The sequence below is a fragment of the Bradyrhizobium sp. S3.3.6 genome, assembly GCF_040546905.1.
GTDB lineage: Bacteria > Pseudomonadota > Alphaproteobacteria > Rhizobiales > Xanthobacteraceae > Bradyrhizobium > Bradyrhizobium cytisi.
This window is the reverse complement of record NZ_JBEPOT010000003.1, coordinates 193000-207195: the sequence shown is the minus strand read 5'-3', so window position 1 is coordinate 207195 and position 14196 is coordinate 193000. Positions and strand designations below refer to the sequence as shown.

Genomic DNA, 14196 nt, shown 5'->3' with positions numbered 1-14196 from the left:
TGAGGCTTGTTCTGCCTGCGTTCCCGGCAAAGAACAAGCCTCGTTTGGGACGGGCCTGATCCGCGCTTGCGGCCGGTTTTTCCGCTCAGCGCAAATACTTAGGAGGCGGTGCGGTCAGTGCCGCTGCAGCTCCGGTTTGCGGATGGTCTGCCTGACCTCGGCGCCGCAATCGGCGCATTCATAGACGAAGTCGATCTTGGCAAGGCTCCAGTGCGGCTCGACCTCGCGCACATACATCGGCAGGAACCCCATGCATGTCGGGCAAATCACTGGCGCGATCTCGACATCCTGATGATGCTGTACATAAGCTGGCATCTCGGCTCTCCTTCGCAGGCGACCACCAAACCCCGCGCAAAAGCTACTGCCGGCCGCGTCGATGTCGTCATCAACTCTTTCGAACAGAGGCGGAACGGCGAGGGTTTGTCGTTCGCTGTGACATTCTTGTTACGTCTTTGGACTGTAACGGGCGGGCCGAATGCCTATTTCTCCGGCCGATCCGCTTTTCTCGGACGATCAACGCAACAATAAGGGAGCAACGCCCATGACCCATGCCATTCGTTTTCACAAGACCGGCGGTCCGGAAGTCCTGGTCTGGGAGGAGGTCAATGTTGGCAAGCCGGGGCAGGGCGAGGCGCGCATTCGCCACACTGCCGTCGGTCTCAATTTCGTCGACATTTACAACCGCTCGGGTGTGTATCCCGCGCCATTGCCGAGCGGTCTCGGCAGCGAGGCGGCGGGTGTTGTCGAGGAAGTCGGGCCGGGCGTCACCGATCTGAAGCCGGGCGATCGCGTCGCCTATGGTGCATCACCGCTCGGCGCCTATTCCGAGGCGCGGCTGATCCCGGCCGACCGGCTGTTGAAGCTGCCTGACGGTGTCGACGACAAGACTGCGGCAGCAATGATGCTGAAGGGGCTGACCACGCAGTACCTGATCCGGCAGACCTATCGCGTGAAGGCCGGCGATACCATTCTGCTGCATGCGGCGGCCGGCGGCGTCGGCCTGATCCTGAGCCAGTGGGCAAAACATCTCGGCGCGACCGTGATCGGCACGGTCAGCAGCGACGAGAAGGCAAAACTCGCCAGGGCGCATGGCTGCGACCATGTCATCATCTACACGCGCGAGGATTTCGTGAAGCGCGTCGACGAGATTACCGGCGGCAAGAAGGTGCCGGTGGTCTATGATTCCGTCGGCAAGGACACGTTCCTGAAGTCGCTGGACTGCCTCGCGCCGCTCGGCGTCGCCGCGCTGTTCGGTGCGTCCTCCGGGGCGGTCGAGCCGCTCAATCTCGGCCTGCTCGCCCAGAAGGGCTCGCTCTACGTCACCCGCCCGACGCTGTTTACTTACGCTGCCAAGCGCGAGAATCTGGTCGCGATGGCGAACGAGCTGTTCGACGTCGTCAAGTCCGGCGCGGTCAAGATCGAGGTTCACCAGACCTACGCGCTGAAGGATGCTGCGAAGGCGCATGCCGATCTCGCCGCCCGCAAGACCACGGGATCGACCGTTCTGACGGTGTGATCCCGGATTGAGCAATGGCGCAGGTTGCCTGAGCTTGCGTCAAGCTTTCTCGTGCTTGCGCAGGTCGCGGGCGTGATCGAGGCGGATCGCCTGGAGGTCGACCTCTTCAGGCGGAACTTGCGGAAGCGCGGCCTCGGCCAGGATCGCCTCGGTCACGTCCTCGACCGAATTCTCCACGATTTCGTGGATGAATGAGATGTTCTGGTACTCGCCTGAGGTGACGCGGGAGACAACCCCGCGCCTTGTGATCTCGGGGTCGACGATCGCCTCGCGGCCGCGCCGCCCGTAGTCGATCATCACGACGAAATACTGCATGAAACGATCCTGCCGCGCCCCAAGGCTGGGTGCGCGGCAGAGTATTTCTGAAAAACGGAATTAAGTCAAGGTGGATTTCCAGAAATCGGAAATTGGCGCTATCTGCCCTTTTTGCGGGGCCGGGCCGACTTTGCGCGCAATCGCTCGAGCTGGCCCTTGGGCATGGAGAGGCAGATCTCTCCGACCCAGTCGAGCTTGACGCCGACGATCGGCTTGGCGTTGAAGCTGTTGAGATTGACGACGGAGGGCGTTTTGCCGCGTTCGATCGTCTTCAAATAGCGTTCACCGGTCTTGAGCCGGACTACGGCCTCTTCGCCGTAGAAGCTCGACAGCGGATGACGCTGGTCCTTGTAGACCACGATCACGTCGCCGCTTTCGTATTTGGGCAGCATCGAATCGCCGACGATCTCAAAGGCAACGGTCTCTTCCATGATCGGGAAGGGCAGCGCGATGTCGCCGAGCCCCTCCGGCGGAACCTGCTCGAAATCCGGCTCGATCACGGCGCCGGCACCCACGCGGCCCATGATCGGCGCGAGGTTCAGCTCAAGATATTCCATGATCGGGATGATTTCCGAGGCCTTCACCAGGCGTTCGCCGCCGAGGATCTCCGATACCGCGCCCGGTCGAACGCCCATCGCCGCGGCCAGCCCGCCCTTGCTCTTGCCTGTCTTTTCCAGGCCTCGCTCGATCATCGCAACGTCTAACATGGTGATTCCCTCGATTGCCCATTGGCTCTGCCTCTTGTAATCCGAAATTCGGAATTGATGCAATTATGAATATCAGAATTATTGCTTGACTTCGTATTCGGAATAACGGAATGTGTGTTCCGCCTCCGGATCGTGCATCGGGGCGCATCACAGGACAGCAGCATGGAACCGGGCCATTGGTCGTCGGAGCATTCCGACGTGCTTCGCGACTATTTTTTCAAGGGATTGTCATATGCGGAGATCGGAAGGGAGATTAACGCAAGGTTTGGAACGGCTTACACGCGCAATGCGGTGGTCGGCCGCGCCAAGCGGCTCGGGCTGGCCGAGCCCGAACGGATGACGAGCCCATCGATCGTGCCGTCCTTGCCGGGCGAGCCCGGTCCGCTCGCGCCGCCTCGTGTTGCAATACCCGGCCTGAACCTGCCGCCGCCATCGGCACTGAGGCCGGCGAATCCAGTCAAATTGCGCTGCGTCGGTGTCCGGCCGCGCCTGATCCCGCTGCTCGAGCTCGAGCGAGGCGATTGCCGCTATCCCTATGGCGGTGACAGGGAGGGAGAGGAGATCCGCTTCTGCGGTCACCCGCGTCAGCCCGGCTCGAGCTATTGCGCGCCGCATGCGCATCTGACCCGCGGTCCCGGAGCGGTGTCTGGCCGTAGCGCCGGTGCCGCCGTGCTGAGGCTGGTCTCCGCCGCCTGACCGGCCCCCCTTCTCAATTCAGTTTGCAAGGAGTTTTCGAGTGGCACGTGCCAGACGCAACATGTCCTACAAATTGACCGGGCTTCACGACCGCCGATTGCGCGATCTGCCGTTCAACGCAGAATTGGCGGAGGTCGAGGTCGACAATCCCCTGGCGCTCGACCTGGACGAGAAGATCGTGGCGATGCGCTCGATTCGCAACGATCCGCTCGGCCGGCTGCATTCGCATCACCAGATCGACGAGGCGCAATATCGGGGTGGCCGCGCCTACCAGAGCGACTGGGAGCGGGCGGAGCGGGGCCCTCAGGCCATGGATCCGACCCGCGAATATGTCGACGGCGCGCGCTCGCGCGAGCCCATTACCGAGAGCCAACGCCAGGCCGTATTGCGGCTGAACCGGGTCGAGCGCGAGCTTGGCACCGACGGCGCCGCGCTGGTGCATGACGTGCTGGTGCTTGGTTTGACGATGGACCAGATCGGCGAGCGACGCGCCGTGCGCACCCAGCGCTGGAACGACTATTTTGCGCGGCGTTTTCGCGAATGCCTCGACCGGCTGGCGCTGGTCTACGGCTTTGCGACGGATGCGCCGGCGCGGCGCCGCTGAACGGGACGTGCCTGCGGCTTTCACCGTCGGCACGTCTTCCGTCGCCTGTCACGGATGCGGCATGATCTGGTAGGGCGTGGTGTAGGGCTCGACGCGGAGCGAGGCGTTGGCCAGCAGCCCGATCTTGGCAGTTGGCGCCTGCTGCATCTCACCGTTCTGTCCACGATGCACATTGTATTGCCAGACGGTGAGGTCGCCCTTCTGCGCCAATGCGTGCGCGACCGCACTCGCGTCATTGCCGCCGAGCGCCTGAAGCTCCTCGGGCGATAGCCCGATGATGATCTCGTCCTTGATGGTGACGATCTTGAAAAGGTTCATTTTGGTCCCCTGCGCCCATGCGCCTTGTGCCGAGAGTGCAAGAAGCGCAACTGCGGCGCCCTTGATGAGATCGCAGCGAGAAAGCATGCCGTCGTCCTTTGGTGCTGACGCGCGCCCGAATCAGACAGTCCATCAGCCATGGCGCCCGTGATCTGCGTGGCCGTTTCGCAACCGCTTGGTCGTGCGATCTTGAACAACGGTTCACGGAGCGGGAAATATCGGATGGACCCCGACGTTCGTGGACGATGCAACCGCCGAAACCGGACTCAATGATTACGTGTATACGCTGAAGAAGCGTTAGTTCGCTGCTGCCAATCTCCGTCCACACGGGAAATAAGCGGAAACTCAGGTCTAATTGACGGCGATCGGGGCCACGTCGTGATCGATTGCTGCTTCTTGACGCAGGTGGGTGACGGCGGCGCGTATTCCTGTTATCCGGAATTGCCGTAGCACGATGCCGACGAAGCATCGCTAGCCTTACGGTTTGGCTTGATCGAGGGGTTGTTCCTTGCCATAATTGCAACTTCTCGGGTCGTGCCGAGTCTCTTCAGATCTGCAGCTCGGCGTGCCGACCTGCTCGGGTGCTCCGACCTAGAGTTCGGCGTCGCCGTGGCGTTCGGTGACGGCGTGCGGTTCTCCATCGGGCTGCTGACGCCCGACCACGAAGAGCCGAGTCCTGTCATAGGTGCGAGATGAAAAACCTCAATTTCGCGGCTGAACTGCATCTTAAGCTCGGCGCGCCCGCGAACGGTACCGTCGAAAGTCTCCGCCTGCTGCGCGCCTTTCTCAAGCTCGCTCCCCGGCAGCGCTTTGAGGTCATCAAGCTCGTCGAAGACCTCGTCACCGACGAGACCATCCCCGAACACCCGCTGTCTTGAGCCCGGCCACGGGCCGATATTACGCTTTGCCACCCTTCAGACCGGCAAGCGGACCGCCAGGTGGCGTCCGTTGCTGGCGCCTGGCCGCTGGAAGGCGGCGCGACAAATGTGCTAATCAGTTAGGAAAAAGAGGGAGGAGTGCGACCATGATCGAACCGAAGCTCGAAGTTCCGGCCGAACTGCGCGACCTGGCTGAGAAAACCATTGACCAGGCCGAAAGGGCCTTCGGCATGTTTTTCGATGCCGCCACCAAATCGATGTCGTCCGTTCCCGGAGCGAGTGCGGACGTATCCAAGCAGGCGCTCGCCTTTACCGAGCAGAACATGAAGGCGGCGTTCGAACACGCTCGCAAGCTGGTTCACGCAACCGACCTTCAGGAAGCGATGCGAATCCAGTCCGAGTTCCTGCGCAGCCAGTTCACCAATGCCGGCGATCACATGCGCCAGATGACCGGCAATTTCATGCAGCCGGGCAAGGACAAATCCTGACCAGGGAAAGTTCGGATGTCCCGCACCACGGCCGTGTGCTTACAAATTGATCTTGCGTACTGACGCGTTGCGCCTTTCAATTCCGGTGCAGGTCCATGACGGGCCACCGGGTGAACCTCATTCGCCGTCTGTCATCCTTTCTGCTGATCCCTGTCGGTTCACCCGGCAGGGATTTGCATTTTGAGGGCTTGTTTGCGCGCTTGGCGCAAAGCTTGATCTGCCGCAAAGGATCCCGGCTAGTAGTCACCGGGATTCATGATCATCGGGGTGGTCGTATCGGCCGGCGCGAGTGCGCTGCTGGCGCTGTCGCGCAGGAAGCGGTCAAGTGTTGCCTGGATCTTCTCCTTGACCGAGTCGGGTCCGCGATCGCTCATCTCGGTATGCTGCGCAGCGGTATGGATGATGTCGATGCCGCGTGCCTTGGCTTCCTCGGGCGTCGGCAGCACGCCGGGGTCGGTCTGAAAATGCGGATCCTTGGAGCGGAACGACAGGATCTTCATTCGGTCGTTGTGCACGAAGGGCACCCTGAGATTGTCGAGCGTGATCACCTTCGACACCAGCTCGGGATGCTGCTGGGCGACATACATCGAGACGTCGCCGCCATTGGAATGACCGACCAGCGTGATGTGATCGTAGTCTGCGTTCTCCTGGCGCCCCTTCAACGTGTTCAGCACGTAGAGGATGTTGGCTTCGCAACGCATATAGACCCCGCGCCGGCCGACATATTTCTGGCCGACATGGGTCATCAGGGGCGGATCGCTCGGCAGATCCTGCTGAATGCTTGCAACGAGATAGCCGCGCGCCGCAAGTATGTTGGCGAGGAAGGAATACTCGGTTGCCTTGACCGTGTTGCCATTGCTGATGATGGCGACCGGAAGCTTCCACAGGCCAAGATTGGCCTTGGTCTCGTAGTCGCGCCGCACCGCAATGTCGACCGAGATCGGCCGCTGGCGCGCGGCGTCGAACAAGGACAGCATCTCGTGACGGATCGCGAATTTGCTGACGACGAAATATTCGCCCGCCGCGAGGACGCAGAGAAAGGCCAGGATTGCAAACACCCTCTTCATGGTTCCGTCTCAATCACTTTTGACTGAACATGGCTATCGAAAACCCCCGGATCGAGCGATCGTGAGCACGTTACGGGATTAAATTTAGGCAAGTCTGTGAGCAAGGCTGTGAGAAGGGCCCCAAAAGGGCCGCATCGAGGCGAAGACCGCGCGGCTAGAGACAGCCGCCCCTGCCGCGTTCGGGGCAAAGCCGGAACGCGCTCGACAGGGTGAACAGGAACCGAGGGCTGCGGCGCTCATTGTCCGGCGCCCGGTAGCTCAAGGGCACGGCGACGCCGAAATCCGCCTGGAAATCCTGCGGCAGAAAGAACCGCACGCCAGCACCGGCCGACGTCAGCGCCAAGCCGTCGCTCAGACGGTAGCCATCGTTCCAGACTGCGCCGGCGTCGCCGAAAGCGTAGAGCTGGTAGCCGCTCCAGTAACGGAAATTGAGCTTCTGGTCGAAGCGCAGCTCGAGCGAGCCGGCAAGACCGTTATCGCCGCTGATCTCGGCCGCACCAAAGCCGCGGCCGAAGGCTGCGCCCCCGAGATAAAATTGCTGCGAGGTGAACAGCGGCCGCGACGCGGTCTGGCTTGCCGCCGAGAGCTTGAGCGACCAGTCGTCATTGAGGGTCTGGTAGCGCGTGAACCAAAAATTCAGCACTGAGAAATTCGAGGACGCGCCATCGCGCGACAACAGATCATCGTCGAAATGCGAGGCGCCGAAGACGTCGAGGCCCTGGCGATAGGTCAGCGTTGCGTAGTTGGTGCCGCCGAAGCGATCCTGAAGCCGGTAGTCGGCGGTGAGGCTCGCGGTCCTGATGTGGTCGTTGTAGTACGGGCCGAACAGGTCGTGCTCCGACACGTTGCTGAAGGTCCCGGCCATGGTGAGCGTCAGTCCGGACGATTGCGACATGAAGGGAACGGTGCTTGCCCGCACCTCGAAAGCCTCCGTTGTGGTGATGTCGCCGTCGAGACGGCGCGCGTCACCTGGCCGGACTGCACTATAGAGGACGGAGGCGCCGAGGCGTACCCCGTCGACGCCGACCGGCGCGTCATACGACAACCGCGCGAAGCCGAGCTCGCGCGGATCGTTGGCAATGGTCGACAGGTTCACCGCGAGCGTGTCGCCGGGTGTGAGGTATGAGTTAAAGGCGCCCGTCGCGTAGGTCTGCCATGGTCCGACCGACGACGAGCCGAGATTATCCAGGCCAAACGACGTGAAGACGTGCCAGGTCTTCAGAAAGACGGTGAGGCGGAAGCGACCGGTTGCGCCGCTGATCTCCTCCAGCGCGGTATCGGTGATCCGAACGCCCGGCCTGCCGTTGATGAGGAAGAGCTGGCGTTCGAGCGTTGCCAGACGTGACGGCTGCTCGGCCAGGACCGGCCCGAGCATCGGCCTCACGCCGAACTGCTCGGCGCCGTCGCCCTTCAGATCGGCTTGGACGATCGCGCCTTCGATCACCTGGATCCGGACACGACCGTCGGCGATGTCCTGCGGCGGCACGATCGCGCGGCTGAGATGGAAGCCGTCACCGCGGTAGAGATCGCTGATCGCGCCGGCGATCGCAGCGAGATCGGCTTGCGAGACCTTCTTGCCGAGATAGGGCTGATAGAGGACGGCGATGCGATCCCGGGAGATGACGTGGGCGCCGCTGATGTTGATGCCGCGCAGGACAAATTGTGGCTTGGTGTCGCCGCCAATGTTCGGCTGGCCAACCGAGGGTAACTTCACCGGAGGGCGGTTCAGAGATTCCTGCTCAGTTTGGTTTTCAAAATACTTCTCCTGCTGGCGTGGATCGAACCCCGGCTGGTTCGCCTGCTGCGCGAACGCCTGCGGAGTTCCCGCAAACGTCGCTCCGAGTAGCACCAGCGTGGCAGCAAGATACCGTCCAACCGCGCCACGCGCGGACCATTCTCCGTAGTTTGACGGAGAGGTCTCCTGGCGCCGGTAAGGACTCAGTAGCCACATGATTTTTCATAGTTTTTTATGGTCAACTATTGGTTAATGCGGCCGCCGGACTCCAGGCGTCCTGCTAAGCCAATCTTGAGTGATTTCGGATACGCATCAGGCTCGCAGCAACTCAGACTGAGGGTCATCATGCTTGTTCGAATTGGAATGCGGTGCGCCGTGATGGCAGCGCTGATCCTGGGAACGGCATCGGGTGCATCCGCTGCGGATGACGGCGTCTGGTCGGTCAGCAAGTCATCGGGCGAGGTCTGGCTCGCCACCAATGGCGCCCAGCAGGTGTCGTTGAATCAGCAGGAGACTCTGAAGCCGGGCGATACCATCCGCACCGGGCGGAACGGGCGCGTGCTGCTCGTTCGCGGCGAAGAGACCATTTTGATCTCCCCCAACTCGGTGGTCGGTGTGCCGACCGAGAAGAAGGAGGGACTTTCGACCACCATCATCCAGCAGGCGGGTTCGATCCTGCTCGAGGTCGAGAAGCGTAACGTCAGGCATTTCGAGGTCGAGACGCCCTATCTCGCCGCCGTGGTCAAGGGCACGCATTTCAGCGTCACGGTGGGCGCAGGCAGCACCAAAGTCGGCGTGCTCCGCGGCCAGGTCGAAGTTTCCGATTTCAGGACGGGGCAGCTTGCCCAGGTCATGCCGGGGCAGGTGGCCACTGCCTTCGAGCACGGCAAGCCCGGTCTCAGCCTGAGCGGTGCCGGCACGTTCAATCCGATCGAGCAAGGCAAGCCGCGCGCGTCGATGATCGAGCGTGTGCCCGTGCCGAAGTCGGGCCTGTCGGCGCCGCGCGATGCGGGAGGCGGCCATGCGATCCATGCGCTTGGTACGATCGACAAGGGCACCAAGACAGCCGGCGCGCCGACGCAGTCGCGTCAGGTGAGCGAGACTCACGCACCGAAGGCCGGCGTCGTGCGTATCTCGAGCTCGCTCGGCGAGGTCAAGCTGAACTTTCACAAGGTCACGCACGGGCTGGCCCACGACGCCGTCGCGCCGAGGCGGGTGCGTAACGCGCATGCCGGCACCGACACGGTGTGGAGCGATAGCAAGTCGAGCAAGACGACCACTGCCGCGAATAGCTCCACCGTCACGGCGGTCACCGTGAGCAGCAGCGCTTCTGCAGCCAGCGGAACATCGACTCCGTCGAGTGCGACGACAACCGTTGCGACCACCGCCGGGTCCACCAGTGATGCGCTTGGTGGCAGCTCTGGAAGCGGAACCGGCGGGACAAGCGCGACCGGCAACGGCAACAGCGGCAACGGCAATAACGGGAACGGCAACAGCGGCAACGGAAATGGAAATAGCGGCAATAATGGCAACCACTACGGTTGGTACAAGCATCACTAGGGCCGTGCCGTCGTAAAGGGGCGCACGTAAAGGGGCACGTAAAGGGGCACCTGGCGGCGAGCGCCGTCGGTGCGGGGGAAGCAAGGTGAAACACTATCGGCCACATATCCTCGTCGTGATCGCTCTGGCAGTCGTGCTGTCCACGGGATGGCACGGCTCGCTTCGCAATGCGCTGACTGATCTGCGCTTTGCCTGGGAGTCGCGGGCGGCCAGCTGCAACGTGGTCGTCGTGGCTATCGACGCGCCTTCGATCGATCGGATCGGCGTGTGGCCCTGGCCGCGCAGCCTGCACGCTGACCTCCTGCACAGGCTCGAGGCCGCCGGTGCGCAGGAAGTGGCTTTCGACATCGATTTCAGCACGCCGTCGGATCCGGGCTCCGACGAGGCCTTCCTCACAGCGCTTCGAGAGGTTGGCGGCTCGACGATTCTGCCGTCCTTCAAGCAGCCGACACCAAATGGTGGCGCGGCTCACATCAATCGTCCGCTGAAGCTGTTCGGCAACCAGTCGTGGCCGGCCGTCGTCAATGTCGCCGTCGAATCCGATGGGCTCGTTCGCCGCTATCCGGTCGGGGAGAAGCTCGGCGATGCGCAGATGCCGTCGATGGCCATCGTGTTGGCCGGGCAGGACGCCAATCGGCGGCCGCCTTTTCTGATCGACTTCAGCATTCGTGCGACGTCTATCCCGAGTGTTTCCTATGCCGATGTGCTGCGGGGCGATGCCGCGACCCTCGACAGGCTGAGGGACAAGAAGGTCATCGTCGGTGCTACGGCACTCGAGCTGGGGGACCGGTTCAGCGTTCCAAATGGCCGTATCGTCCCGGGACCCGTGCTCCAGGCGTTGGCGACAGAATCGGTCCTGCAGAGCCGCATGCTGCGCTGGACGTCCGATGCCGGCATGATTGCTGGTCTTGGCGCGATCTGCCTGCTGATGATGTATTCATGGCGCCGCGTCGCACCGGGTTTCCGCGTCGCGATCCTGGTCGCAGCCGGAGCAGGGATCGAACTGACTGCGGTGCTTGTACAGGAGCGCTGGCCGCTTGTCATCGACACGTCGCTGTTCCACATCGCGATCGTCGCCTATCTGACGGCGATCGCGCTGGACGAGATCGATTTCCGCAGTCTGCTGGGTCGCATCGCCGAAAGCCGATTTCATCGCATCGCGATGTCGCTCGGCGACGGTCTGGTCTGCACCGACGAAGATCACCGGATCACGGTCTGGAATCCCGGCGCGAGCGCGGTCTTTGGCTACATGCCGACCGAGATCATCGGTCGCCCGTTCGAAACGCTTTGCGCAGTACCGGTGGAGGCAGGCACAAGGACCTTCGCCATGCGCGACGCTGCGCGCCAGGCGCTGCTGGTCCCCGGCGGAGCCGTGGTCGTCGAGTTCGAGGGCCGGCGCAAGAATGGCGAAACGTTCGCGGTCGAGGCGAGTTTCTCGGGTTGGCAAGGAACGGAAGGTTTCCAATACGGCGCGATCCTGCGCGATATCTCCGTACGCAAGCGCGAGGCCGAACGCGTCAGATATCTCGCCGAGTATGATGCGCTGACTGGTCTCGTTAACCGCAACACGCTGCATGCGGGACTCGCCACCCTGATTGTTGCGGCGGAGCGGCGGTCCTCCGAAGTCGCGCTGCTCGTGCTGGGACTCGATGGTTTTCAGCAGATCAACAACATGCTTGGACACTCGATCGGCGATCTCGTGCTGCGGGCGGTCGCTGAACGCCTGCGGACCGAGGTCGATGGCAAGGCGGTGGTGGCGCGGCTCAGCGGCGACGAATTTGCGATTGCGCTGGATTGTGTGGAGAGCCATGAGCTGATTGCCGCGTTCGCTGAGCGGATTGCGCGCGCGTTCGAGGCGCCGCTGGTGACCGGCGCGCGACAGCACCGCGTCAGGATCAGCATCGGCGTCGCCGCCTATCCGGAGGGCGGACAGAGCGCGGATGATCTCCTGAGCAACGGTCATCTGGCGCTGAGCCGCGCCAAGGCGACCCGGCGTGGTAGCCATGTGATCTTCGAGAGCGCGATCAGGCAGGAGCTGGAGAACCGGCTGACGCTGGAGAGTGAACTGGCGCTTGCCGCCGACCGCGGCGAGTTCGAGCTGTTCTACCAACCTCAGGTTCGCCTGATCGACGGCGGCCTGATTGGGGCCGAAGCGCTGATTCGCTGGCGGCACCCGGTGCGCGGCTATGTCTCGCCCGGAGAGTTCATGCCGGTGGTCAACACCTCGGCCCTGTCCGAGCGGATCGCGAACTGGGTGATGGAGACCGCCGGCCGGCAGGCGCGCGCGTGGGAGCTGTCGGGCAACGCTGTCCGCGTCGCAATCAACCTCTCGCCCTCGCAGCTCCACTCCGGCGATCTCGCGCATTCAGTTGCGGAGTTGCTGAGAACGACGGGGCTAACCCCCTCGCTGCTCGAGATCGAAGTCACCGAGGACATCCTGCTGCACGACGAGGGCCGCGTGCTCGACATGTTCAAGCGGATCCAGCAGCTCGGCGTGCGTATCCTGTTCGACGATTTCGGAACGGGCTATGCAAGCCTGAGCTACCTGAAGAAGTTTCCACTCGACGGGCTCAAGATCGATCGCTCGTTCGTGCTCGATCTGCTCGCAGATTCCGACGACGCGGCGATCGTCGGCTCAACCATAGGCCTCAGCAAACAGCTCGGTCTTACGGTCGTTGCCGAAGGTATTGAGAATCGCGCCACCGCGGATTTCCTGGTCAGCATAGGCTGCGAGGAAGGGCAGGGCTACTTCTTCGGCCGTCCGATGCCTGCCGACGCGTTCGAGAAGCAGTTTTTGGCGGCCGAGCTGAAAGCCGTCAGCGCCGCCTAAGCGCGCCTGTTCTGGTGCTAGCGCCGGCGCCCAACCGCTACGCCAAAGAGGAAGGCGACGAACAGGCTGGCCAAGGGCGCTTCGCGCGTGATCGCCGCCACTGTCGAGAGCGGCCGTCCGGGTTTTCGCGCTTCATCGATCGCGTAGGTGAGGCGATCGACGGCTGCACGCAAGCCGCCTGCGACCTCGCCGATGGTGTGGGACACGTCGGTCGCCGCATCGATGGCGCGCTCGGCCATGCCCGGCTGGGGATGGGGCTGCGGTATGTCCGTGCTCAAGCGCGACCTCCAGACCTGACGAAGAAATTGAGGCCGGCGCCTTTGGCTATCCGCGACAGGCGCCGTTTTGAACGGCGGGTACCGGCCTTGCCAAAGAAAATGCGGCGTCCGGGATTTAGTTCCGGCCCCCCGTGAAACGACGGATGCGAATCTCTGTTACGCTGGTGCAGCCTTGCTGACCTCAGGAGATTGCCGTGACCGATCGAACCATCGAGGATCGAGCCCGGCGCATCGCGTTGCTGGGCGCGCCCATCGATATGGGCGCTTCCCAGCGCGGCACCTTGATGGGCCCCGCGGCGCTGCGGACCGCCGGCCTTGCAATGCTGCTTGAAAGCCTGGATTTCGAAGTCGTCGACTACGGCGATCTCTCTGTGGCCGAGGTCAGGGATCTCGCCGACAGGCCGCCGGCGAAGGCCAATCATTACCGCGAAATCCAGCGCTGGACGCGCATGCTCAGCCGCCGCGGCTATGAGATCGCGCAAACCGGTGCCCTGCCGATCTTCCTCGGGGGCGATCACACGCTGTCGATGGGTTCGGTCAATGCGATGGCGCGGCACTGGCAGGAGCGCGGACGCGAGCTGTTCGTGCTCTGGCTCGACGCCCATGCCGACTACAATACGCCGGAGACGACGATCACAGCCAATATGCATGGCATGTCGGCGGCATTCTTGTGCGGCGAGGCTGGCCTTGATGGCCTCCTGGGTAATGATCCGCGCGCCTCGATTGATCCTGATAGACTCGACCTGTTCGGTGCGCGTTCAATCGACAAGCTCGAAAAGGAGCTGATGCGCGCACGCCGGATCAGAGTTGTCGACATGCGCCAGATCGACGAGTTCGGCGTCGCGGTGCTGATCCGGCGCGTCATCGAACGTGTCAAGGCGAGCAACGGCGTGCTGCATGTCAGCTTCGATGTCGATTTTCTTGATCCTTGCGTAGCGCCGGGTGTCGGCACCACGGTCCCAGGAGGGGCGACCTATCGCGAGGCACATTTGATCATGGAGTTGCTGCACGATTCCGGCGTGGTGGGATCGGTCGACATTGTCGAGCTGAATCCGTTTCTGGACGAGCGCGGCCGCACTGCACGCACCGCGGTCGAACTGGTCGGCAGCCTGTTCGGCCAGCAGATCACAGATCGGCCGACACCCAGCAATGCAATCGCGCCGGGTGAGTGACACGCGAGCCATTTGTGCATCGCAAAGCATGG

15 protein-coding genes are annotated in these 14196 nt (G+C 62.7%); 8 read left to right on the top strand and 7 right to left on the bottom strand.

Annotation, left to right across the window (positions count from 1 at the left end):
• Positions 1 to 114 precede the first annotated feature (114 nt).
• Positions 115 to 315, bottom strand: coding sequence for a hypothetical protein (locus tag ABID59_RS09840; protein WP_148753444.1), 201 nt, complete (start codon positions 313 to 315; stop codon positions 115 to 117).
• Between the two features lie 226 nt (positions 316 to 541).
• Between ABID59_RS09840 and ABID59_RS09835 the strand changes: the two genes are divergently transcribed.
• Positions 542 to 1516, top strand: a complete 975-nt coding sequence (locus tag ABID59_RS09835; protein WP_354035475.1) for a quinone oxidoreductase family protein — start codon at positions 542 to 544, stop codon at positions 1514 to 1516.
• Positions 1517 to 1555: 39 nt separating this feature from the next.
• On the opposite strand, the gene ABID59_RS09830 is transcribed toward ABID59_RS09835, so the two are convergent.
• Positions 1556 to 1831: a hypothetical protein gene (locus ABID59_RS09830; protein WP_354035476.1), complete on the bottom strand. Its 276-nt coding sequence runs from the start codon at positions 1829 to 1831 to the stop codon at positions 1556 to 1558.
• A gap of 98 nt (positions 1832 to 1929) precedes the next feature.
• Positions 1930 to 2538, bottom strand: coding sequence for a S24 family peptidase (locus ABID59_RS09825; RefSeq protein WP_148753441.1), 609 nt, complete (start codon positions 2536 to 2538; stop codon positions 1930 to 1932).
• Between the two features lie 162 nt (positions 2539 to 2700).
• On the opposite strand from ABID59_RS09825, the gene ABID59_RS09820 reads away from it, so the two are divergent.
• A complete protein-coding gene (locus tag ABID59_RS09820; protein ID WP_354083260.1) occupies positions 2701 to 3234 on the top strand; it encodes a GcrA family cell cycle regulator in 534 nt (177 codons plus the stop codon).
• A 40-nt stretch (positions 3235 to 3274) separates the two neighbouring features.
• On the top strand, positions 3275 to 3838 hold the full coding sequence (locus tag ABID59_RS09815) for a hypothetical protein (RefSeq protein ID WP_354083259.1): 564 nt from the start codon (positions 3275 to 3277) through the stop codon (positions 3836 to 3838).
• A 48-nt stretch (positions 3839 to 3886) separates the two neighbouring features.
• On the opposite strand, the gene ABID59_RS09810 is transcribed toward ABID59_RS09815, so the two are convergent.
• Complete coding sequence (locus tag ABID59_RS09810; protein ID WP_354083258.1) at positions 3887 to 4243, bottom strand: hypothetical protein; 357 nt, start codon at positions 4241 to 4243, stop codon at positions 3887 to 3889.
• A 605-nt stretch (positions 4244 to 4848) separates the two neighbouring features.
• Here ABID59_RS09810 and ABID59_RS09805 point away from each other — a divergent pair.
• Positions 4849 to 5034 carry a hypothetical protein gene (locus ABID59_RS09805; RefSeq protein WP_027531907.1) on the top strand — a complete coding sequence of 62 codons (186 nt, stop codon included), beginning with the start codon at positions 4849 to 4851 and terminating at the stop codon, positions 5032 to 5034.
• A gap of 146 nt (positions 5035 to 5180) precedes the next feature.
• On the top strand, positions 5181 to 5522 hold the full coding sequence (locus ABID59_RS09800) for a phasin (protein ID WP_148753437.1): 342 nt from the start codon (positions 5181 to 5183) through the stop codon (positions 5520 to 5522).
• Between the two features lie 236 nt (positions 5523 to 5758).
• On the opposite strand, the gene ABID59_RS09795 is transcribed toward ABID59_RS09800, so the two are convergent.
• Positions 5759 to 6589, bottom strand: coding sequence for an alpha/beta fold hydrolase (locus ABID59_RS09795; protein ID WP_148753436.1), 831 nt, complete (start codon positions 6587 to 6589; stop codon positions 5759 to 5761).
• Positions 6590 to 6743: 154 nt separating this feature from the next.
• Complete coding sequence (locus tag ABID59_RS09790) at positions 6744 to 8540, bottom strand: ShlB/FhaC/HecB family hemolysin secretion/activation protein (protein ID WP_354083257.1); 1797 nt, start codon at positions 8538 to 8540, stop codon at positions 6744 to 6746.
• Between the two features lie 129 nt (positions 8541 to 8669).
• Between ABID59_RS09790 and ABID59_RS09785 the strand changes: the two genes are divergently transcribed.
• Together ABID59_RS09785 and ABID59_RS09780 are read left to right on the top strand one after the other, a co-directional pair.
• A complete protein-coding gene (locus ABID59_RS09785) occupies positions 8670 to 9884 on the top strand; it encodes a FecR family protein (protein WP_354083255.1) in 1215 nt (404 codons plus the stop codon).
• 85 nt (positions 9885 to 9969) lie between these two features.
• Positions 9970 to 12714: an EAL domain-containing protein gene (locus tag ABID59_RS09780; RefSeq protein ID WP_354083254.1), complete on the top strand. Its 2745-nt coding sequence runs from the start codon at positions 9970 to 9972 to the stop codon at positions 12712 to 12714.
• Between the two features lie 17 nt (positions 12715 to 12731).
• On the opposite strand, the gene ABID59_RS09775 is transcribed toward ABID59_RS09780, so the two are convergent.
• Positions 12732 to 12992, bottom strand: a complete 261-nt coding sequence (locus ABID59_RS09775) for a hypothetical protein (RefSeq protein WP_148753433.1) — start codon at positions 12990 to 12992, stop codon at positions 12732 to 12734.
• Between the two features lie 194 nt (positions 12993 to 13186).
• Here ABID59_RS09775 and rocF point away from each other — a divergent pair, with 194 nt between their 5' ends.
• On the top strand, positions 13187 to 14164 hold the full coding sequence (gene rocF, locus ABID59_RS09770) for an arginase (protein ID WP_354083253.1): 978 nt from the start codon (positions 13187 to 13189) through the stop codon (positions 14162 to 14164).
• Positions 14165 to 14196: the final 32 nt, after the last annotated feature.

Coding starts and splice junctions, on each gene's coding strand:
- ABID59_RS09790 (WP_354083257.1), bottom strand. CDS start 8,540: ATGTGGCTACTGAGTCCTTACCGGCGCCAGGAGACCTCTCCGTCAAAC.
- ABID59_RS09800 (WP_148753437.1), top strand. CDS start 5,181: ATGATCGAACCGAAGCTCGAAGTTCCGGCCGAACTGCGCGACCTGGCT.
- ABID59_RS09825 (WP_148753441.1), bottom strand. CDS start 2,538: ATGTTAGACGTTGCGATGATCGAGCGAGGCCTGGAAAAGACAGGCAAG.
- ABID59_RS09805 (WP_027531907.1), top strand. CDS start 4,849: ATGAAAAACCTCAATTTCGCGGCTGAACTGCATCTTAAGCTCGGCGCG.
- ABID59_RS09830 (WP_354035476.1), bottom strand. CDS start 1,831: ATGCAGTATTTCGTCGTGATGATCGACTACGGGCGGCGCGGCCGCGAG.
- ABID59_RS09840 (WP_148753444.1), bottom strand. CDS start 315: ATGCCAGCTTATGTACAGCATCATCAGGATGTCGAGATCGCGCCAGTG.
- ABID59_RS09810 (WP_354083258.1), bottom strand. CDS start 4,243: ATGCTTTCTCGCTGCGATCTCATCAAGGGCGCCGCAGTTGCGCTTCTT.
- ABID59_RS09785 (WP_354083255.1), top strand. CDS start 8,670: ATGCTTGTTCGAATTGGAATGCGGTGCGCCGTGATGGCAGCGCTGATC.
- ABID59_RS09820 (WP_354083260.1), top strand. CDS start 2,701: ATGGAACCGGGCCATTGGTCGTCGGAGCATTCCGACGTGCTTCGCGAC.
- ABID59_RS09835 (WP_354035475.1), top strand. CDS start 542: ATGACCCATGCCATTCGTTTTCACAAGACCGGCGGTCCGGAAGTCCTG.
- ABID59_RS09795 (WP_148753436.1), bottom strand. CDS start 6,589: ATGAAGAGGGTGTTTGCAATCCTGGCCTTTCTCTGCGTCCTCGCGGCG.